This window comes from Kitasatospora sp. NPDC001225, from assembly GCF_053597855.1.
In genome coordinates, this window is the sequence record NZ_JBSFJC010000085.1 from 17985 (window position 1) to 39677 (window position 21693).

Sequence of the window (21693 nt, forward strand, 5' to 3'; positions counted from 1 at the left end):
TTACTTGATACTCTGGGTCAGCCAGATCACCGGATCCTTCGACGGATGGCTGGTCCATTTCACCTGGAAGATCACCGCCCGTTTGCCCTCCACGGGCAGGACAGTGTCGCGGCCGCCGTCCCGGTGGCCGGCCGGGAAGCACTGGATGCTGGGGAAGGCCCTCGCGCCAGCAGGGCGTTGTACAGCTGGAACGGCTTCTCCATGAGCCGATCGTAGTTGTAACGCCCCATCAGCTCCGACACCGCTCTCCCCACACACCTCGACCGCACACCCTTCGAAAGTTCTGCGCTCCACTTGCTGCGAGGCCCAGGAACGCCAGGATCGCTTCTTTGCGTTCAGCCGTGACCGCTGCCAGCGCGGCTCTGGACGCCTGCTGCTTGGTCTCCCGCGTGGCGGGGTACTGGGCGGCGAGGAGCCTGCGGCACCCAACGCCACGCCCACCAGCGGCAGCACGGTCGTCACCAGTTCGGACGTCAAGAAGGCTCCCCGCTCGTGTTGGCGGCCGCCAAGTGCGTTGAGAGGCAGCGCTGCTGGCTAACGGCCGCCAGCGATGGCCAGGTCGCGAACCCGCCCTGCTGACCTGGTGGCTCCGCCGGTTCGGGCCCTGGGCGTGGGCGACGTGGTGAACACGGGCTGTCGCGTCGGCGGGCGAGTTGTACCAGTTGCCCAAGAGCCTCGGCGACCGATGACGGGAGGGACTCCGGACTGTGCTCAATCCTCGTCGGGGAGACCATCGTCGTGGGGTGCTGACATGTGGTGGACGTTGAGGCCAGCTCGGCAGCGGGCGGGGCCGACGATGTCGCACAGGCGCCTGAAGAGGTCGGGACGGATGATGAGGTCCGCCCCTGTGACCGCGGGCAGCAGTGGCTCGTAGTTTCCGTCGTGGACGAGGTGTCCCCGCCACTGGCGGCAGATGAGCGCCTCGCCGGTCGCATCGCTCAGGCTGAACCCGCATACGCCGTCCGTGGGCGCGAGATCGAGTGCCGCGATGACCGGCGCAACAGGCGCGAGGACATACGGGGGCAACCCTGGGCCGCGCCGGGGGCGGGGCGAGGTGAGCATCGCGGTGCTGCCGGCGTCGGTGAGTCCGACCAGGGGCCGGTCGCGGGCCTTGAGGTGTTTGGCTGCCGCTTCCGGGCTTGCCAGGCCGAGTGCCAGTCGGCGCCACGGGGTCGTCCACAGATGCCAGGGCAGTTGGGCGAAGGGCAGTGTGTCGGGCGGCGGACCGTCGACCGAAGCTTCCAGCCCGACGACGAGGCGCATTTGGCGGGCGGGCTGGTCCGGGCGGCGGCGAGCAGGAGTGCGCTGCCGTTCAGCGAGGCCGATCTGCACCCAGCCCGTGCGAGGGCCGTCGGTGACCCGGGGGAAGGCCGAGGCGCTGTGCGGCAGCGACCGCAAGCCGTCGACCGAGGCGAGACCAGGAGGGGGCCAGGGCTGTGGGTCTTGCTGGCCGTCGTCGAACCAGGGTGCGGGATCGAGTGTCCACTGCAGTGCTTCAGGGCGAGTCAGGGGCCGGGGAACGCGGGCGAGTTCGGCCCGTAGGGCTGTCTGGGGGTCGTCGCGCAGTCGTGCGGCCGCACCGCGCTCGAAGGCTTGGGCATTGCCGAGATGCCCCGCCTGGGCGAGCGCGGCGCGCAGGCCCGCCGCGGCCCGCTGCAGAGCGTCTTCTACGGCGGCCTGGTCGGCGAGGTAGGCGTCGGGCATCTGGGAGCGACGCTCGGCCAGCAGGTCCAGCTGGGCAGTCATCAAAGGCTCGACATCCTCGGCGAAGGCGCCGGTGACGAGGTCGATGACGGCCTCACGAAGGACGGCCGGGGACCCGGCTGCGTCGAGGCGCACACCCAGGTAGTAGTCGACCAGGTGGGTCGCGTACGGCCGAGGGTCGTCCATGGTCAGTCCTCGGTGTTCAAGCTTGCGGACAGGATGCGGGCGAGTGTCGGATGCGCCGAGGTCGCCGGAGGGGCGGGCGGTTGGTGCCCGGCCCGGGCGAGGATTGCGGCGGCTTCCGCCCGCACGGACAGCATGCTGCTGCCGCACAGGTCCACGAGCCGCTCGCAAAGGGCACTCTCCAGTGGCCCGTCCGGCATGTGGCTGCGCAGGACGGCCAGGAGCCAGGTCAGGGGGCCGGCTCCGATGCCGGGGGAGAGGACGTGTGCCAGCGCTGCTTGCGCGTGCACGGGCCGGGCCGCGAGGAGGACCGCCGCGGCGACCAGGGCGCGGCGCTTGACGGCGCGCTCGGGGAAGGCGACGGTTGCCAGGGCAAGCCGGCACAGCGCCGCGTCGACGTCGTCCTGCGTGTCCAGCTCTGCGGCCGGGGCGTAGACGCCCTCCCCGAGACGGACGTCGCCGGGCAAGCGGTGTGCGATGACCTCGTACGCCGCGTCCCAGCACGCGAACGCGTCGGCCGCTGGGGGTGAAGTGGGAGGCTGGACGGCGAATGCTGAGACAAGGGCCTGGCTGACACCGATGGTGCGACTGTAGGAGGCGCCGGCGACAGCGTCGGCCACCCGGTCCGCGAGATCCTGGGCCGCGCCGACGGCGTCGTCAAAGTGGGCCTGCTGCCACAGGTCCAGCCGGTCACTGCCGGCGAAGGACCTCCACCCGCCGCCGCCCCGCATCTTGGTGAAAGCGAGCATGCCCGCCGTCGCGGCGAGCGGACCGAACACCTCGGGGGCGATATCTCGGCGCGCGTGGAGCCCGGTGGCGAGGTCTGCTAGCAGCTCGACGGGCCCGGTCACGCTCATCTCGTCGGCGATCCGGTGCAGCAACTGGGCGGCCGCGGAAGCTCCGTGGCAGTCGACGGCCTCCAGCAGTCTCCAACCCACTGCATTGGCCAGAGCGTCCCTGGACCACCGTGGACCGGGCGGATCGTCATATGCCTTGCTGTTGCGGTCACGGACCGCGGCCAGCATGCCGGCAGCTCCTTCCGGCAGCGCAGGCCGCTGCTGGGCATGCAGGAAGGCGCCCGTGGTGGTGCGCTCTTTGGGGCCCCGCCAGTCACGGGAGGTTCTCAGGGGAGCGGCCCGGGGTGTCCAGAGCGGGCCGCCCTCGCCGCCGCACCGTTGTGCCGCCGCACGCAGCGCAACGGTGTGTGCGTCCCCGGCGCTGTCCGACGTGGAGATCATGACCTGGTCGTCGTAGGTCGATGTGATCGCATTGGCCAGCACCGGCAGGAGACGCCGCACCTGCGCCGCGTCGCTGCCCGGCAGGTCGGCGAGCCGGCCGAGCAGCGCGGTGTCGGCCTTCTGGGAGCGGCCGTCGGGCCCTGCAGCGATTCGCAGCACCGCCAGGACGACAGGGTCGGCGGCGTCGGCCTGCGTGGACAGCAGCCGCTGGTGGGCTGCGTCCACCCGGGCATCGGGCAGGCCGGGCTCGGTCAGGAGCAAGTCGGTACCCAGCTGCGCGGCGGCCCCCGGGTCCAGGCGCGCCAGAAAGCGCCACCACTCGTGCACAGTCCCCGAGGTGCCCCGTCCGTTGGTGTGGTCCACGACAAGATGCACGAGGGGTTGCGTTCGGGCCAGCCGTACACGTGCCTGGACAGGATCGGCCTGCATGAGCTCGGGCAGCGGACCCAGCAGTTCGTCGACGGTGACGTCCTTGTGGCCCCCGTACGCGCCCATGTACCGGGCGGCACGCTCCCAGCAGCGCTGCGCTTCCTGCGGATCGCCGCAGGCGAGACTGACCCGGGCCATCTCGAGCTCGAAGTCGGCGTCCTCGGCGTACAGTGTGCTGCGCCCGGCCTGGGCCGTGCGCAGCGTCTCCATGAGCTCGCGCACGACGCCGGCTCCGGCCTGGCCCGCGCTCTCGGCTAGCAGGGATACCAGTTCCGTGGTGATCAGCGGGCCGGATCCGGCCATGCCCATGAGCGACGTGGTGGTTCCGCGACTGATGGCTTGCAGGGCAGCGATACCCAGCGCCAGGTCGTCGTCGAGCAGCAGGGTGACGGCCTCGTGCAGTACCTGCCGCACGAGGTGGTGGATGTCCATGAGGTCGCAGGCCCTCGGCTGTCCTGTGAACGGGTTCGCGTGCCCGGCCAGTTCCTCAAGCGACACCCGGGCTGCGGTGGACGCGCCCTCGGCAGATATCGTCCCCGCATCGACGTCCCGGCGCAGGCCGACGGTGGCAACAGTGAACCGCAGCCAGGCGCGGTAGAAACCGACGCCGTCGAACAGGGGAAGCAGCCGGGAGGGAGTATGCCGGTCGACTGTGTGCGCCACGGCGAGCAACGACAGCCACCTGCCCACCGGTCCGGACAGCCCGCCGGTCCGATCGACCAGCACCTCCTGCGTCGCCCGTGCGAGTGTCTCGGCGATGCCCTCGGAGAACAGGTCCCCGGCAATGTCCTCGGCTGCGACGCCGAGGTGGAGCAGCCGCCGCGGATCGCACGGCCCGCTAGCCCAGGCCGCACTGGCCAGCATCCGGGCAGAGGGCAGACCGCTGCCCCCGTTGCCGCAGGTCTCCGCAAGATGGAGCAGCAGAGCAGTACGCCGGTCGTGACGCTCGATGAGCTGCGCACTCTCCATCAAGGATTCGGGGCCAAGGCACTCCAGCAGCACACCGACAGCACGCTTGGGGGAGCCCAGGTTCTCCTGGTCGAGGAATCGGGCGACACGCTGCCCGAGAGCGAGTGACCCTTGTCCGGATCCGGGCTCGCCGGTGTCCCGGCCAGGAATCCGGATCCGCCCGCGCAACTCGGCGAGGAACACCGACTCGTCGCTCTCGGAGCCGTAGTGTGTGCGCTCGCGGTCACGTACCTCGTCCCACGCTGCCAGGTAGGCCTCCCACGGGGCGGCACAGCCGGCCCTGTCCACAGCCGCGCACAACTGCAGCCCCCACCGCGCGGACATCGTGGGCACGCCCTCGTACATCAGGCTCGCCGCGAGCCGGTCGGCCCCCGACAACGCCACCAGCACGTCAGCGTACGGCACCAGCGAGCCCGGGAGACCCTCGTCCTGGTAGGTCGCCTGCGCCCGGCTGAGCTCCACACAACGCACCAGCATGGGCCAGTCCTTACGGGCCGCCGCCCATCGCGCCGCCACGGTGAGAGTGTGGACGATGGCATGCGGGGGCTGCAGGCCCGCAATCGCCCGGGACAGGAAATCGGGACCGACCAGCACGGCGAGGTCGTCGTCTCGGCCCAGAGCGGACAAGAGCTCGGGCAGATGCCTGAACGCCCGCGGATCCGTGAAGAACCCGCGTCGCAACAGCCACTCGGCAGCCTGGGCCCGGACCTGATCGACCCAACGATGGTCGCCGTCGCTCCGGCGGACGAAGCGACTGAAACTCTCATGATGGATCCTCAGCCCGCCAATGCCCGGCTGCTGCGCGACAATCGGTGCCGCGATGCTCAGCGCGGCACCGAGCATCATCCCGGGCAGCGGGAAGATCTCTCCGAGCTCCTCGGCGCTCACGGCGAAGTCGCAGACCGCGAGCATGCTGATGGCAGCGCGCTGCTGGTCGGTCAGTCCCTTCAGCAGGTAGTCGTAGTAGTCGTCGAGGTCGTGTGCCGACGGAGGGACCTCGCGCAGCCGATCGAGTGGGCTGCCGGCCACGGCTCGCGCCTGCGGTGACCCCAGTCCAGGTACCGGCCCGAGAGCCTGACGGCACAGATACGTGGCGTAGAGGGCGTTGCCCCGCGAGCGCTCCTCGATCAACGTGACGGCGGCTTCCTCCTGGTTGTCGGCAGGCTCAAGGCCGACATCCGACGACGTCAGGACCGCCAGCAGACCCAGACGATCCGCTAGATCACGCAGCTCGGAACCCTTGAGCGGAGGAACGGTGAAGTGGTCGGCGCCACTGTCCACCGACTCGAGGTGGGGACCCGGCTGACTTGCGAGCACGAGGACGGCACCGGGCGGCATCCTCAGAGCACTGAGCTCCTCGACCAGGCCCGCGGCCGGGTCGGACTGCTCCCGGAAGACGCCGCCGGTACTGTGCCCAAGCACCCGGCTGACGTGGTCGATGCCGTCCACGATCAACGCGATCGGCACATCCGGGGCCAAACGCCGCGCCGCAGTGACAGCGTCCACGAGCGACTCGGGAGTCGCCGCAAAGCGCGGCCTCACCTCGGCCACCGCTTTCGGGACAGCCTCTTCGAGCTGCCGGAGCAGACTGCCGATCACGACCTCGGTGAGCACCCGCTGCTCACGATCCATGTCCGAAGCGCCCAGCCAGCAGTGATGGCGTGCAGCAAGCCACGTGTCCTGCAGGTCATCGGCCAGCTGCTCGCACAGCCACGACTTGCCGATTCCGGGCGCCCCCGTGACCACCACGACGCCGCCCTGCCGCGCCGTGTCCTCCAGAGCCCTCTTCACGCTCGCGAGCACGGCGGGGCGCCGCACCTCGGCAGCACGGTCCACGGGGTGCCCCTCACGGACAGCCCCGAAGTCGACCTCCAACGCCAGACGGGGAAGCAGGTCCTCCGTCGTCACGGTCCCGCTGCGGCTGCGTGCCGCTTTGGCCGCCTCGATGAGGGCGAGTGCGACCTCCTCGGGCGAACGGTGTCGGTTCGGAGGACGTCCGGCACCGAGCTCCGTGGTGACCCGGTGCAGCAGGGCAGCCTCGGCCGGCCCGGGATCGTGGATGTTGAGGGAGAACACCGGAACACCGGTGTCGACGACCAAGGACGCACAGGCACGGCGGAGCAGATCGTCACCGATGCCCGCAAGCATCGTTCTCCACGGCTCATGAGACCGCAGGGCCGCGGCATCGAAGCGGAACCGCCTGCTGCTCAGACCGTGGAGGGCTGGCCCCGGGTCGTTGCCCGCACCGACCGGCCGCAACACGTTGGTCAGATCGGCGTCGTCCGGATCCGTGTCGCGCACCACGAGACGGTGCGACGTGCCGGATGACGCATTGAGGTCGCGGCCGATGGAGGCGAACAGGAGATCCAGACGAAGACTCCGGGTGTCCTTCGTGAAACTGTCGGCCGACAATGCGCGATCGTGGCTGGTGTGCTTGATCTGCAGCCGCTCGCGACTGCCGTCGCTCCACTCGCACGTGATGTCGTCGAACCGGTCCCCGGCGAACGCCTTGGTGTCGACGACGACCGACCTTGCGTGTCCCACCGCAAGGTCAACGAGGCGAAGCCCGGTCAGCAGGTCCTGGTAGGCGTAGCCGAGGTGTGTCGGGCGAAGCCCCACTGCGTCACCTCCAGCATGTCCTGCCCGCACGGAACCCGCCCCAGGGTATGCGCCGTGGTCACCCTGGTGAGCGGATATGTATGGCGGCACCGTAGAGCACACCTCCGACATCCCCACCGATTAGTCGGAGGCAACGGACCCAGCGGTGGCCCGCGGTGATCCGGGCGAGGGCACCCGGACTCGTTCCTGGCGGGCCCTGCCTGCAAAGGTATTACCGGCCGTCGACCCCCTCACGTGGCACATTCGCCCGCGCGGGGGTCGCGCAAGACCACAGGGAGGCTACTTGTCCTTCTTGGGTTTGAAGGTCATCTGGATTCGGGCGAGGGTCGGTACGGAGCCGACCATTCTGACGCGCTTGCTGAAACTGCGGAGGTTGACCTTGCTGAACGTCGGCAGGTCCTGCGGGAGGCGCTGCTTCCCGTCGAACGCGATCGCGTAGGTGACGAAGCGGGGCGGCTTGGCGCTCGCCGCCTCCTCCAGACCCGCGTTGATCTCCTTCACCGCCTCGATGAAGGCATCCCTGTAGGCGGCGTCCGAGACGAGGGTCTGAGCGGAAACGAACCCCTGGGAGAACAGGTGGCTGAGCGTCTGGCTCCCCGTGTACTGCTTGACGTGGATCAGGTACCCGTCTTTGTGGAGGAGGTCGCACGCCTCGATCTGGTCACCGTCCTCCGCGAACAGCGGATACCGGTCCAGGCAGATCAGATCCGAGCGATCCTCAGTCGCGTTCTCGTTGTAGTGCTTCTCCCAGTTCAGCTTCGGTCCCCAGTCGTCCCAGGTCCGAAGGCCCAGCACTGCAGTGACGTCCTCGATCTGAGCCAAGTCCTGGTCCAACTTCTCGTAGTACCCCTCAGCAAGGGCGTACCACTTCCCCAGGGTGAGCAGATACCGCCGGTCCCCGTCTCCTGCCTCGAAAACGAGCCAGTGCTTGATCGGCTTGGACATGCTGGCGGGATCCCCGTTGGCATCCCGCGCCATGACCCTCACACTCTTCAGGCTGCCGACCGTGTTCCTGCCGGGAAGGTCGGAGAGAGCCGAGCGCAAGGCATCCAACGACATCTCGTCGAACTCACGCGACTCGTCGTTCTTGGAGACGACGAAGTCGTGCAGGTTCTCGATGGACAGGTCGTCCGGAGGGGCGAAGGCGAGGAGGTGCACGTTCCACGGATCCGCGTCCCTAACCGGGGGTGCATCGGCTGTTTTGAACAGCTCCTGGGCCAGGCGCTGTTCGAGGCGCTTCACGATGTCGCTGGTGGCGCGAAGAGGCTCCAGTGAGTCGATGAATGCGAGGTCCTGTGATGCCTCGCCCTCCAACGTGGTCCGAAGCATCTGAGCAAGAACATCGCGTACGGAGTGAAGGTTGGTATCGAGTTTGAACGACACGGAATCGGTTGCTACAACGGCCCCGAGTTCAGGGAGCTCGACGCCGTCTTCGAGGTCTCCCACCAGTTTCCGCGTGAACTCCCCTTCCAGCTCAACTTCGAAGCCGCTGATGGAGGAGTTGGACGGGATCTGGACCCATTGGGACCGAGCTGAGGCGTCGATGCGTCGGCTTGCGATGCCGCTCACAGCGCTGCTGTCGAACGTTCGGGCGGCGAAGCGGAGCCCGAAATTGGCCTCGATGTGTGACCACTCCAGTGTGGAGCTGCCGTAGCCGAAGCAGACGGCGAAGGTGCGGCCATGGACGGGGAGGAAGATGACGAGCCGGTGGGACACGTTCTTGATGGCCTCAAGCTCGGGGAACGTGGGAGTCAGAAGCCGGGCCCAAGCGGGGACTTTCTCGGAGTTCTCCCTGAGGTAGGCTACGCAGCCCTCCGGGATGCCTTCGCCGGATGCGAGGCGCCGCATGCCCTGGCTATTTCCCGGGCGGTACTGGACCCGAAAGGCGTGTTCGTGCGACTCGAGCCCGTCGCGCAGAAGGAAGCAGTTGAACCTCAGCTTGGATTTGTTCGATGCCATGTAGTCCCCAGGGAGCGGCGAGAGGCATCAGGATAAGGTCGCATGAGATGCCTTTCAACCGTTTCTGCGTAATGACGCATGCCCAAATTCTGGCTGGCCACCGACAAGTGGTTTCAGTGGCAAAGCTGTGGCGCTAAAGGCATTGGTTCGGAGAGGAAGTCAGGCGCGGCCGTTGAGGGTCCAGCCGCCTTCGGCCGGGGTCGGGATGGTGGTGATGAGTTCGCCCAACTGCCAGGGAAGGCAGGAGCGTTCGCCGAGGGTGGAGTCGAGGTCGTGGCCGGTGGGGGTGCCGGGTGCGGGCAGTGGGCGGTTGCGGCCCCGGGTAGGGCGCGAGGCAGGGGAGGGGGCCTGCGTGTGCTTGGGCGTGCGGGGATGGCGGGAGGCCCAGAGTGCCAGGGTGTGCAGGGCGGGCTCGGGCGGGACTCCCCAGGTGTCGACGAGTTCAATGGTGCGGGCCAGCCAGGCGTGCTCGTGCCCGTCGGTGAGGGTGCCGCGCAGGCGCAGGCGTTCCCGGGCGGCGAGCGCGCGGGCGAGAGGTACGGCCTCTGGGTAGAACAGCATCGGCGCCACCCGCAGATGGTCGCGGCCGTCCCGGCCCAGGGCCCGCAAACGGTCCTGCCACGCGCAGGGGTGGAGAGCAGGCAGGTTCCACCAGCAGGAGAGCAGGGCGTAGGCGTCGGCGAACGCGGCACGCCCACCCGCTCCCAGCCGACGCTCCATCAGCAGCCGCTGCCGGTGGGCCTCGACGACCTCAGGGAGCGCGGCCAGAAAGATGGCGCCGGTGCCGGGTTCGCGGCGGTTGTCGAGCCAGCGGCCATGGCGCGCACACACCTGCCACGTCGCTTCCGCGGCGAGGTAGGCATCCAGGGACGTGCCCTTGATGCGGGCGCACATTTCGCACACGCGCACCAGGAAGCAGCCCGAGGCGTCCCACGGCCAGTCCCACGCTGGGCCGTTCCCGGCTGCCAGAAGCCGCTGGGGGCGCAGGTTCGGCAGTGCGAACTGCAATTCGCCCACCCGACGGCCCGCCATGACCGCCAGCCGCTCCAAGGCCGCGGCGTTGAGGTACCCGTCGCTGTACCGGGGATCGGAAAGCGAGCCGTTCTTGCGGGCACACGCCCCGAGCATCGGCCAGAACTCCTCCTCCGGGATACCGTTGGCGTCCGCCAGACGCCGCGCGAACGACCCGGTCGACTCCCCGCCGATGAACCGCACCGACAGCGCCAGGCGCCGCGCCGGCCGCAACGCCTTCGCCCGCGACCTCCGCCCGGCCCGGGCCGTGTCCGTCCCCGCCATCGATCCCCGCAATCCGCTCAGCGCCTCGACACCCCATCAACTGCCTCGGCAGAACTTCGCCTCCACAGCTGTGTCTACGGGACGCGCGGCGGCAGGCCAGCCGGTTCTTCCTCTTTGCCCCGCACCTGCGCAGCTTTGGCCGAAAGCGATCGGCGTCCAGGACGCGACCGCGCCCGGCGCCCGTACATTCCCCGCGCGATCGGCCCGTCTGTCCGCGGCCCGGGGAAGGAGGACGCGTGGAACCGCGCGAGCACCAGGTCGAAGCGCTCACCGCGATCGAGGCCGCGGCGGCCGCAGGCCATCCGCGTATGACCGTGGTGGCCGCGTGCGGAACCGGCAAAACGCTGATCGCCCAGCGGGCGGCGCGGCGCCTGGCTCCTCAAGGGACGGTGCTGGTCCTGATGCCCACCAAAGCGCTTGTGGCACAGACGATCAGGCGCTGGCGCCAAGCCGGCCAGCCGGGCGCCATGTTCGGTGTCTGCTCCCTGAGCCAGAACGACAGCGGACTGCACCCCCGCGAGGCGACCATGACCCGCGACATGGGGCAGATCGCTCGAGCGGCTTGTATGAGGCAGCCGGTCACGGTGTTCTGCACCTACGGCTCCCTCCACCACATCCAGGACGCCCACGGCTTTCACGGCCTGCCGCAGTGGGACCTGGTGATCGCCGACGAGGCGCACCGCACCTGCTCCGCCTTCGGTGACGGCTGGGGCACCGTCCACGACGACGCCGCCATCCCTGCCAAGACCCGCCTGTACATGACCGCGACCCCCAGGATCTGGGGCTCGGAAGCCGCACCCGTCCGCCACCCGTTCATGGAACGCATCCCGCTGGCCACCATGGACCGTTCCGATATCTTCGGACCCACTGTGTACTGCCTTGGCATGGCCGAGGCCATCGGCCGGGGACTGCTCGCCGACTACCAGGTCGTCATGCCCTTCGTCGACGACGGCGACCTGCACGGCATCCTCGCGGAGCACCGTCCGTTCACCACCGCCCACCACAACGGACTGCGCAACGCCGCCCTCCAGGTCGCTCTGCTCCGCGCGATCGCCGAACACCGCCTGCGCCGCGTCCTCGTCTTCCACAACCGCGTCTCCACCGCCCAGTCCTTCGCCGACACACTGGCCCGCACGGCCCTCGAAGTGGACGCGGCGCTGCGCGTGGACAACCTCTGGTCACAGGCTATCCACGGTGAACAGCCCAGCGACTGGCGCCGAGACCTGCTCGACGACTTCGCCACTCCGGACCGGGAGTGCGCCGTGCTGTCCAACGTCCGGGTCCTGAACGAGGGCGTCGACATGCCCGACGTCGACGGGGTCGCATTCGTCGATCCGCGGTACAGCATCATCGACGCCATTCAGGCCATCGGCCGCGGGCTGCGCCAACCGCCCGGCGCCGGCAAGAAGACCACTCTGGTCATCCCCGTCTACCTCGGCAGCGGTCTGAGCGCCGACGACATGCTGAAAGGATCGGCGTTCGCCAACCTGATCACGATCCTGCAGGCCCTGCGCGCCCATGACGAGACGTTCATGGACCGTATCGCCCTGCCCGACCCCTCACGCCGCGGCAGGACCGCCGGAATCCCCCTCCACTACGCGCATCCCGAACGCGCCGCGCAACTCTCCCGGGCACTCGGCCTGGAGATCGCCCTGCCCGCCATCGGCAGCTGGGAACATGCCCACGCCTCCGCCAGTACCTACCGCACCGTCTTCGGGCACTTGGACGTACCCGCCGACTACACCGACCCGGACGGCTTCGCGCTGGGGGAGTGCATCGCCAGCCTGCGTCTGCGCCACATACTCGGCCGCCTCCCGGCCGACCAGCAGCGGGCGCTGGACGAGCTCGGGATGCTGTGGACCGCCCGCATCCAGACCTTCGACTCCATGCTCGAACACGCCAGGGCCTGGCACCGCGCCCACGGCCACCTCGCGGTCCCCGCCAGCAGCAAGATGGGCGGACACCCCTTGGGCCGTTGGCTCGCCACCCAGAGAACCAAGGACCGAGAAGGCAAACTCCTCCCGGCCCAGCACAAGGCCCTCGCCGACATCGACCCCCACTGGAACCCGTCGTGGCCGCAGGAATGGCAGCGCAGGTACGCCAGAGCGAAAACCCTGCTGCCCGGACACGGCCGCCTCTGGAAGACCGGGACACCCCTGCACATGCGCATCACAGCGGAGGAGGGTGACACGGCGGTGTGGATCGAGAAGCAGCAGAAGAGCTTCTTCGGCCTGCACGAGCGCCAGATGGCACTGCTGCTCGGCATCGGGATCCCGCCACTGCCCGAGGCCCTGGGCCGGCAGCGCCCCGACAGTCCCGCCCAGGGCACGTTCCATTACGCGCTGGTCCACGCTGTCGCCTTCGCCCTCCGCGAGGGCCACCTCGACGTACCGCGCAACCACTACGAGCCGCCGGTCCTGGCAGCACCGACCCGTGCCCCGGCGAAGCCGTTCGCCCTGGGCACGTGGATCCACAAGTGCCGTACGTCCTTCCGCAGCCTCACACCGGAACAGCGTCTCGCCCTGGAGGGGCTGCGCATGGTCTGGGATCCCGATCTGGGACGTCGCACAGCTCCTTCGGGCCGGCCCGCCCAGTAGAGAAAGCCGGCACGGCGCGTGGGACAGAGGAGTCACAGTTGCTCGACGCGACCCAGCGAAAGCCCGTCGAGCAGTTCCTGGGTGATGCGCTCCTGTCCGGTCAGGATGGCCTTCTGCGCGGCCTGGCAGATGAGTTGGGACAGTGCCCGCATGTATCCGCGGCTGCGCTTGTGCAGGTAGGGTGCCAGCGGTCGCAGGTCGCCGCGTTCGTGCCGGTACAGCCGCAGGTCGGCATCGAACAGGTCGACGATGCGGGCGAACTTCTTCATCTCCTCGTCGCTGTAGCCGATCCGGCCGGTACGCAGCACCGGGTGGTCGCTCCACAGGTCCTCGTCGGGCTCCAGCGGGGTTTCGTTGTCGCGGGTGAGCGGGTCGACGATGCCCCGGGTGCCGCGCCCGCAGTACACGAACGTCGCGCCGGTGTCCTTCTCGATCGTCTCGAAGTACTGGAAGGCATGCTCCGCCTCGGCGGCCGTACGCAGGCGGTCGATGTTGTCGACGAGGACCAGCAGGGTCCGGGCGTTGCGCATCGTGCGGATCACCGAGCCGGTCGGGTCGCCCCCTTCTCGGTCCTGCCCGAAGTAGTGGGCGAAAGTCCCCGCCCAGTTGCGGACGTTGCCGCGGACGGGGGGCGGCACGCTCAGCGCCACTACCGGGTGCCGGTTCTCGTCGGGCCCGTACAGTTCGCGCAGTCGGCGCTCCCAGTACACGCCGATGGCCTGTAGGACGGTGCTCTTGCCCGTCCCGCGCGGGCCGTCGAGGACGATGCCGACCTTGCCGTCGGGGCGCTGGCGGTTCGCCCGGATCTGCCCTGCCACGACGCGCAGCGCCTTCGTGATGGCCGGGGAGGTCACGGTGAGCATCATGCCGTGGTACAGCAGCCGCTTGTCGTGGTCGGCGACCTTGGTGCCCATGGGCGCGCAGTCTGCCAGGTCCGGCGCCGAGCAGTAGGCGGCGGCGATCGCCCGCCAGGCGTGGCAGTCCTGCGGCCACACCGGAGCGGGCGGTCTCAGCGACAGCTGCCCGGGTGCCGGCTCCTCGAGCAGCAACAGGTTCTCCGCCCGGTCCAGGCGCTCGGAGCCGTCCATCCTCACAGATCTCCCATCTGCCGACTGCCGGCTCTGTCCGGCGTCCGATCGGTTCCTTGCGGTCGCGCCTGTCGCCCTGTGCCCGGTTCTTGCCGCGCCTGTGGCATGCCGTACCGGGCAGGGGGCGGTATCACGTTGGATGGCCCCGGCGACCCTGTCATGACGAGGACCCGTTGTCGGGGGGCGTGTCGAGGGCGGCGAAGATCTGCCGGTAGCGCTCGGCGAGGTCGTCGCCGACGGCAGCCGTGCCGGCCCCGTTCACCGCCGCACCGGCGGCGGAGGGGCCGTGCTCCCAGGCGGCGAGCGACGCATCGGGAGGGAGCGCGCTGCGGCTCCAATCGATCGCGGCCCCACCGGAGCCGGCTGCCGGGGACAGGCCGGTGTCACTGAACGCCAGCAGGTCGTCACCGGCCTGCCCGGGTGCCGGGACCGGAAGACCGGGCAGGTCCGGTAGGTCGGTGAGGTCGACGGGTCCGCGGCCGGCGTACGGGTCGAACGCTCTGGCGGGGGTCTGCGGGGGAGGGGGTGCCCAACTGTCCGGGGCGGCGGGCCGTCTGGGCCGGTCGGGGCCGAGGGAAGCCCGTTCGAGGAGATCCGTGAGCGCCTCGGCGATCGCCTCCTCGTCCTTGAACCGTCCGCCGCGGGCGACGTGCTGGGACGCGGCGGTGTCCCACAGGAACTGCGTCCACGGCGCTCCGACCTTGTGCTGGTGCACCCACGTCGCCTCCACCCACTCGCCCCTGCGGTGGTCGCGCAGCCACACCTTCGACGGGTCGTTGGGGGTGTACCGCATCTCCCAGCGCCCGCGCCGCTTGCCGTTGAGCCCGGAGGGCGTTCGGCGGCACGGGTTCAGGCCCTTTTCGGGGTCGCGTTCCGGGTGGTCGTAGAGGCGGTTCTTGAACCGGATGCCCTGCTCGCTCACCCCCACCCACGCGGTCGGCAGCAGCCGGAGGTAGTCGTCCCGGGTCATCGGGATCGGCAGGTAGCCGTCGACCTCCACACATGCCGCGAACATCTGGTTCGGCGTCAGATGGGGCAGGTACGCGTCGTACGGGTCGGCCAGCTCCGGGTGGGGGCGGTTCTGCCACTCCAGCACAATCCACTGCTGCAGCATGTCGTCGAGATCGGCGAGGGTCCACAGCCGCTCGCCGTCGATGGTCCGCCGCACCCGCACCGGGTCGTTGCCGGTGTAGGTGTTGAGGTGCTGGCTGAACATCGACTTGATGGACCCGAACGTCCGCTCGATGGTCGCCTTGTCCTGAGGAGTGCGCCGCCGTGCCGGCCGTACCGAGATGCCCAGATAGGCGCAGGCGTCGAAGAACGTCCGGCTCGTGAACACGGTGCCATGGTCGATCACGATCAGGTCCGGGACGATCACAGGCCGGGCCGCGGCCTGCGCGAACCGCTCGTCGACGGCCGCCAGTTCCTCGAACGGCAGGTCGGAATTGGCGGCGTGCGCGGCGGGATCGAACGTGGGCCGCATCGCCAGCGGCTTCAGAGCCTGCGCCAACAGTTCGCACGCGTCGACCGCCTTCGTCGCCCGTCCCGTGGCCCGCGTGAATCCCACCCTCCCATCTCGTTGCTTCTTGCCGAGTCTGCGCGCCTGCTTGGGGCGAACGACCGCGGCGATGATGCTCCTGGTCGCCACGCAGATCGCGGCCGTCAGCTCCACCCGCGCCGGCTGGCCGTCGTCGCCGAGCACCCACACGTCCAGATCGGTCGAGTCGATCTGCACCAGCTCACCCGGCATCGTCGCCGACGTCACCGAGAACGGCGGCACGGGCCCGAGCCTCGACACCCGCTCACCGCCGGGCCCGGACAGGTCCCGCGCCTCAATCCCCAGCCGCTTCAGCAGCTTGTAGAGCGTCGGCTCCGCCGGGACCTTCACCGTCGGCCCGTACCCGCTGCGCACCGCCCGCCGCAACTGCCCGAACAGCTTGCGCGCGTCACTGGGCGCATCCACCCGCCGCTGCTGGCGCCCTACCAGGACCAGCAACTGCTCCACGACCCGTGGATCGGTCAGACCGTGCTGCTTCTTGGCCTTGACACTGCGACCGTCGACCAGCGCCACGGCGGTCGGGTTCTTCAGGTACTTCAACCGCTTGGACTGCACCGTCTGCCACGACACCCTCCAACCCAGTACCGCGTTCATCTCCGCGGCCTTGGCCTGGTACCGCTCGATCAGCGTCGTGGAGTCGGGGTCGAACGCGGGCCGGGGCACCGCCCCCGGCAGCGCACCGGGCAGCAGTCCCGTGTCGACCTCGACGACCGCGAGCTCCCACTGCCGCGCCTTGAGCGCGGCGCCCTCGGGAATTCCTTCCATCAGCGAGAAATCCGGAAGCTCCGCCCGCACAACCCGGCGGCCAGCACCGTCCAGGACCGCGAAGTCGGCGGCGGACGCGAGCACGGGAAGCATCACCGAGACCGCCGAACCTTCTCTGTTCGCGGCCAGCTGGACCTCCACCCCCTCGAAGCCCGCGACCGTGTAAGCGGCCCCGCGCCACACCACCCGGTCACCGCGCACCAGGACCCCGCGCGGCGCGCACCGCACCTGCGGCCGCGGCAGCACCACGTCCGCCCGCAGAACCTGCACCGCCGCGTCGTCCGTCACCGTGCCTCCACCACGACAGGCACCTGCACCGCGTCCGGCCCCGCCGCGCCCAGCGGTCCCACCACCGTTCCCGCGCCCATCGGCGCGCCCCAGTCCATGCTCAGCTGGCGGTGCCACAGCATGTGGTACAGCCTCGGCAGCGCCAGCTGCCGTGCCACCCCGCACTCCTGGACACCCTCCATCAGCGGCCGGGACTGCGTGAAAGCCTCCGCCAGAGCGGCCTCCACCTGTCGGTTCCCGTACCGCGGATGCCGCCTGCGCGAGACCCACCGCAGATTCGCCAGCGCCGCCCCCGACGGCAGACTCGGCGCCGCCAACCGCCACCCCGCCGCCCCGCACGCCTCCCGCAGCACCTCCAACTGTCGCTCGAACCGCTCACCGGGCCCGCTCTGCGGAGGACACATCACCACCAGCGTCTCCCCGCCCGCTGTCCGCACGAAGAAGTCCGGCACCAACCGCCGCTCCCGGCCGCGCTCCCGCCACACCAACTGTGCCGACCAGGCGCCGAAGTCGGCCACACCCGGATGGAAGTCCAGCAGCATCGCCGTCGACAGCCGGTCCAGCGACCGGCACCCCACATGCCGCCCGTTTGTCGCCGACCACCACCACGTCGCGATGCTGCGCTGCGCCGGATGGCGCGAGGGCCGCCACACCTCGCCGCGCTCCGTCAGGGGAGCCCCGGCCACCTGCTCCACGGGCAGCGTCCGCCGCAACCCGTTCGCGTCCAGGTGGAGGACTTCCAACTGCCGTGCCATGAGCGCTCCCTGGGACGTTACGTGCCGTCGGGCCCGCGCGCGGAAGCGGGCCGGAACACCTGTTAGCACATCGGCGGATCTTCGTGTCGCGGCCGCCGCGGACGTTGGCCGTTTTCAAGACATCCCGCTCCCAGCGGCCTCGGAGCAGCGAGCTTCAGACGTCCCCTGCGACAACGACGACACCCCGCCAACCAACGGCTGGCACAGTGTCTGTGCCCTGGTGCTACGCCCACCGGGGCACCCCGTACGGTGCGGACGTCGTGCGCCACGACTGACGCCCTCAGGCTGCATGGGTTAGAGGGGCAGCGTGAGCCGCCGAAGCACTCCAATCCGCATATGTCCATTACACACCTGACCATCAGTCAGAATCCATACAAGACAGGCGACTTGCTCAGTCCCTGCAGCTCACCACATACGAGATTTATGTATCGCGCATGCTAGAGTCTGCATTACATTACTGATTGCTGTTCCTGCCCGCTGCCGTGCTCCCGTCCCCTGGAGGCCCTGGTGCCCGCCGCATCCGCCCCGCCGCCCGACCCCGCCGCCCCCGGCCCGGGTGCGCCCGCCGTGTCGCTGGGCGTGCACAAGGCAAGGCAGCTGCTGACCCAGCTCATCCGGGACGCCGAGCAGGGCACCATCACCGAGCTCACCCGCGGCGAGGGGGAGCGGGCCCTGCTCGTCTCCGCCCACCTGGCCACCACGGCAGGCCTGCCCACCGCCGACTCGCCTGCCTTCGGCATCGCCGAGGCCCGCCCCGTCCTGGGCGACCTTGTCGCCCACGCCGCCGCCGGCACCCCGCAGGTGCTGCTGCGCCACAAGCGGCCGGTAGCCGTCCTGGCCTGCGCCACCGCCCTGTTCCCGGCCACCGCGTCCCCGCCGCCAGCCGTCCCCGCCGCTGCCACACCCGCCCCGCCGAGCACCACCACCGAGACCCCCGCCGCACTGGCGAACCCGGTGGCTGTGGCCGCGCAGACTCCGGCCGTCGCGTCTCACGTCCCCACCGACTCTGTCGAGGACCCCCTTGCTCCGGCAGTCGGGCCTGCCGCGCTCGCTCCGACCGTTCCGACTGCCGGGCCGTCAGCCACCGCCGCTGCGCCCGCACCCGAGCCCGCTGCCGCCGCGGTGCCGCCGACCCCACGGCGCCGGCTCGCCCCGCTCGGGGAAGCTCTGGACACCTTGCTCCCCGCCACCGGCACTGCCGCGGCCGGGGACGAGGAACCCGCCCCGCCAACGGGTCTGCCCACGGGCATCACCACCCTCGACACCGCCCTGGGCGGTCTGCAGCCCGGCCGGTTCTACCTCGTCGCCGGCGCCCCAGGCACCGGGGCGAGCCTGCTGGCGATCAGCGCCGCCCGCGCCACCGCACTCACCCAGCACCGCACCGTCCTGTACGCGGCCTCCGGGCTGACCCGGGCCGACATCGCCGCCCGCGTGATCGCCGCGCACACCCCGGTCGACTACCGCCGCCTGCGCGCCCAGACCCTCGACGACACCGAGCGCCAGGCCGTTGCCCAGACCGCCGAACTCCTCGCCGCGGCCCCGCTGCTGATCGACGACGGTACCGGCCTGGACGCGGAGGCGATCACCACCACCGCCGCGGATGTCCCCGAACTGGCCCTCGTCGTGGTTGACCGCCTCCAGACCGCCCCCGACCCCCGCCTGCCGCTGTCCGGTGCGCCCGCCCTCGCCGACGCGGGCCAGGCCCTGGCCCACCTCGCCCGTACCCACCACCTCCCGGTGCTCGCCGCCCTCGACACCGACAACCCCGACCTCATCCACGCCCTGGCCGCCGACGTCACCCTCACCCTCACCCCCGACAGCGCCCCCACCACCTTCGGCACCGGCGGCAGCCGTGTCCGCCTCGCTGTTGCCGAACGCGACCTCGGCCACCTCGCCACCCTCACCCTGGCCGCCGACCCAGCCTATGCCCGCCTCACCGACCCCACCCCCGACCACGAGGCCGCGCCCGGCGCGTCCTCCCAGCAGGCCCACCCGGACCCCGCCGCGCCCGCTGTGCCCGCCACCGGACCCGCCCAGGCACCGGAGGCGCCCCAGACACCCGACACGACCACCGAAGGCCTCCCGGAGCCCGCTACGCCGCTTCCTGGCACAACCCTGGCCGCCGAGGCAGCCGAGGGCGCCCACGGTTCGTCCCACGCGCCCGCCGTGCAGAGCCCCGCTGCGGATGTTCCTGCCACCTTCGAGACCGGCAACCAGCCGCTGCGCCCCGCCCGTTCCGGCAGCGCCCGGGCGGCCGCCGCCCGCGGCACCGGCTACTCGGACCGGGACTACAGCTACTACCTCGACATGATCAGCTCGGCGGTCGACCAGGCCCTGGAGGAGCACGGCGGCGACACCGAGGCCGCGATCGCCGCGCTGGAGAACAAGGCCATCCCGAACGGGATGGAACTCTTCGACGCGACCCGCGTCGGTGCCACCTACGAACACACCGTCTATCCCGAGACCCTGGACTTCCTGCGCAAGAAGTCCCGCAACGGCGCCGACGACATCTGGGAGGGCCGCCACAAGTGGGAGAACGTCGTCCTGCTCGACGACCTGCGCAAGGGCAAGCTGCCCTTCATCACGGTCGACGTTCTGGACACCAACGCCGCCTACTGCACCGCGCTGAAGACCCACCTGCCGATCGGCGCCCTCCAGCACCAGCCCGACGGTGGTTTCGACCCGAAGCGCTCCGGTATCTACCTGCTGCCCAAGCGCCCTGTCTGGCAGCACCCCCACCTGCCCGACCCGATCGGAAACCGCCGCGAGAGTGGCCCGGTGCTTCTTGACGACGCCACCGTTCGCCTGCTGATCCGCTGCCACAAGCTCGGCCTCGCCGACGCCCCCCACATCACCGAAGCCTGGACCTCCGGCGCCAGCGAAAGCCTGCTGGAGAAGTTCCGCCGCGTCCTGACCATCGCCCGCGAGAACGCCATCACCACCGCCGACACCGTCACCGAGGCCTACGTGAAGGCGATCTACGCCAAGTTCGTCTCCACCATCGGCGAATCCACCCACAACCGCGACCTGCGCCGACCGGACTGGATGCACATCATCCGATCCCAGGCCTTCGCGAACCTCTGGTACAAGGCCCACCGCGCCCAAACCCACGGCCTGACCATCGTCGCCCTGCGCGGCACCGACGAACTCCACACCACCAGCGACAGCACCGACTGGCGCACCGTGTTCACCGAGGGCCGCCTCACCACCCAGCTGAAACTCAAGGACCAGTACACCCTCCCGCGCACCCGAAAGGCCGCCTGAACATGTCGACCGACGGATGGAAGAACTTCGGCAAGTACGGCGCCCATCTGGACCCCGGCAACGTCCACGGCAAGATCGCCCTCGGCCGCGCCCTCGAAGACGCCCTCGAGCGCATGATCATCGAAGGCGGCATCAAATCCCCGCCCACCACCCGCCGTGGCCTGCTCGCCCGGATGCGCTATCTCACCACCACCACCGGCGGCACCCAGGCCCTCAGCGACGCCGGCATCACCGCCACCCCCCGCACGATCCGCGCCTGGACCCACGGCACCCAGCGCCCCCGCCCCCACAATCTCGAAGCCATCGACACCGCCTACTGGAACCTGCGCGCCCACAACGTCCTCACCAACCCCGGCGGCTTCAAGCAGCACCTCAACAACGCCGGCCGCGGCACCCGAGTCGAGATCCACCCCGTCAACCAGGACCTCGTCGACCAGCCCCGCCGCCGCGACAACCTCCGCCTGCGCACCATCCAGGTCCGCTACGTCTGGGACGAGGCCGTCGACGCCATGGTCGACGGCGACGAGGCGAAGCTGGAGGAGATCTGGGACGACGTCATCGCCGACCTCGACTCTGACTGGGGCGCCTACACCTACGTCTCCCACATCGGCCTCGGCGCCTGAACACCACCACCTCAAGCACTGATGGCAATCCCCGAACGGCCACCCGCACTACGGAGCCCCAGATATCCACCCCACTACAGTTCCGCCCCGTGACCGATGCCCTCCGCCGCACCGCTGCAGACGACGACGCACTCCTGGAACGGCTGCACAACCTCGCGTGGGGCACCGGAACCACAGGCGATCCCCACGGCTGTCTCCCGGACCAGCCGTTTCCCCCGCTCACGAACGCCGAGGTCGAGCAAGTGGAGCGGGCGGGGCGGGACGAGCTGCCGGCCCAGCTTGGGAGCCACTTAACCCAGATAGGCGGCCGGGGTTCGGGCCGGGCGGGGGCCGCGCCCCCCGGTCACCCCCCCCCCAC

Annotated in this window: 10 protein-coding genes; 3 read left to right on the forward strand and 7 right to left on the reverse strand. The window is 70.1% G+C overall.

Annotated features, from left to right (window positions below; genetic code table 11):
- Positions 1-711 precede the first annotated feature (711 nt).
- From ACWDCZ_RS26010 to ACWDCZ_RS26025, 4 genes are all read right to left on the reverse strand, one after another.
- A complete protein-coding gene (locus ACWDCZ_RS26010; protein ID WP_449817092.1) occupies positions 712-1890 on the reverse strand; it encodes a hypothetical protein in 1179 nt (392 codons plus the stop codon).
- Between the two features lie 2 nt (positions 1891-1892).
- Positions 1893-7142 carry an AAA family ATPase gene (locus tag ACWDCZ_RS26015; RefSeq protein ID WP_449817093.1) on the reverse strand — a complete coding sequence of 1750 codons (5250 nt, stop codon included), beginning with the start codon at positions 7140-7142 and terminating at the stop codon, positions 1893-1895.
- 279 nt (positions 7143-7421) lie between these two features.
- Complete coding sequence (locus ACWDCZ_RS26020; protein WP_449817094.1) at positions 7422-9101, reverse strand: DUF6119 family protein; 1680 nt, start codon at positions 9099-9101, stop codon at positions 7422-7424.
- A 159-nt stretch (positions 9102-9260) separates the two neighbouring features.
- The gene (locus ACWDCZ_RS26025; RefSeq protein WP_449817095.1) at positions 9261-10397 is read right to left on the reverse strand and encodes a hypothetical protein; all 1137 of its coding nucleotides are present in this window, start codon (positions 10395-10397) and stop codon (positions 9261-9263) included.
- Positions 10398-10633: 236 nt separating this feature from the next.
- Between ACWDCZ_RS26025 and ACWDCZ_RS26030 the strand changes: the two genes are divergently transcribed.
- Positions 10634-12994, forward strand: a complete 2361-nt coding sequence (locus ACWDCZ_RS26030; protein WP_449817096.1) for a Helicase associated domain protein — start codon at positions 10634-10636, stop codon at positions 12992-12994.
- A gap of 32 nt (positions 12995-13026) precedes the next feature.
- Here ACWDCZ_RS26030 and ACWDCZ_RS26035 read toward each other — a convergent pair whose 3' ends face one another.
- The 3 genes from ACWDCZ_RS26035 to ACWDCZ_RS26045 form a co-directional block, all read right to left on the reverse strand.
- Positions 13027-14082, reverse strand: coding sequence for a hypothetical protein (locus ACWDCZ_RS26035; protein ID WP_449817097.1), 1056 nt, complete (start codon positions 14080-14082; stop codon positions 13027-13029).
- A 157-nt stretch (positions 14083-14239) separates the two neighbouring features.
- Positions 14240-16546 (reverse strand): hypothetical protein, encoded by a 2307-nt coding sequence (locus tag ACWDCZ_RS26040; protein ID WP_449817098.1) that lies wholly within the window; start codon positions 16544-16546, stop codon positions 14240-14242.
- 143 nt (positions 16547-16689) lie between these two features.
- Entirely contained in the window at positions 16690-17448 is a 759-nt protein-coding gene (locus ACWDCZ_RS26045) for a TnsA-like heteromeric transposase endonuclease subunit (protein ID WP_449817099.1), read from the reverse strand.
- 507 nt (positions 17449-17955) lie between these two features.
- On the opposite strand from ACWDCZ_RS26045, the gene ACWDCZ_RS26050 reads away from it, so the two are divergent.
- Together ACWDCZ_RS26050 and ACWDCZ_RS26055 are read left to right on the forward strand one after the other, a co-directional pair.
- Positions 17956-20712, forward strand: coding sequence for a DnaB-like helicase C-terminal domain-containing protein (locus ACWDCZ_RS26050; RefSeq protein ID WP_449817100.1), 2757 nt, complete (start codon positions 17956-17958; stop codon positions 20710-20712).
- Positions 20713-20714: 2 nt separating this feature from the next.
- Positions 20715-21335, forward strand: coding sequence for a hypothetical protein (locus ACWDCZ_RS26055; RefSeq protein WP_331768863.1), 621 nt, complete (start codon positions 20715-20717; stop codon positions 21333-21335).
- Positions 21336-21693 lie beyond the last annotated feature (358 nt).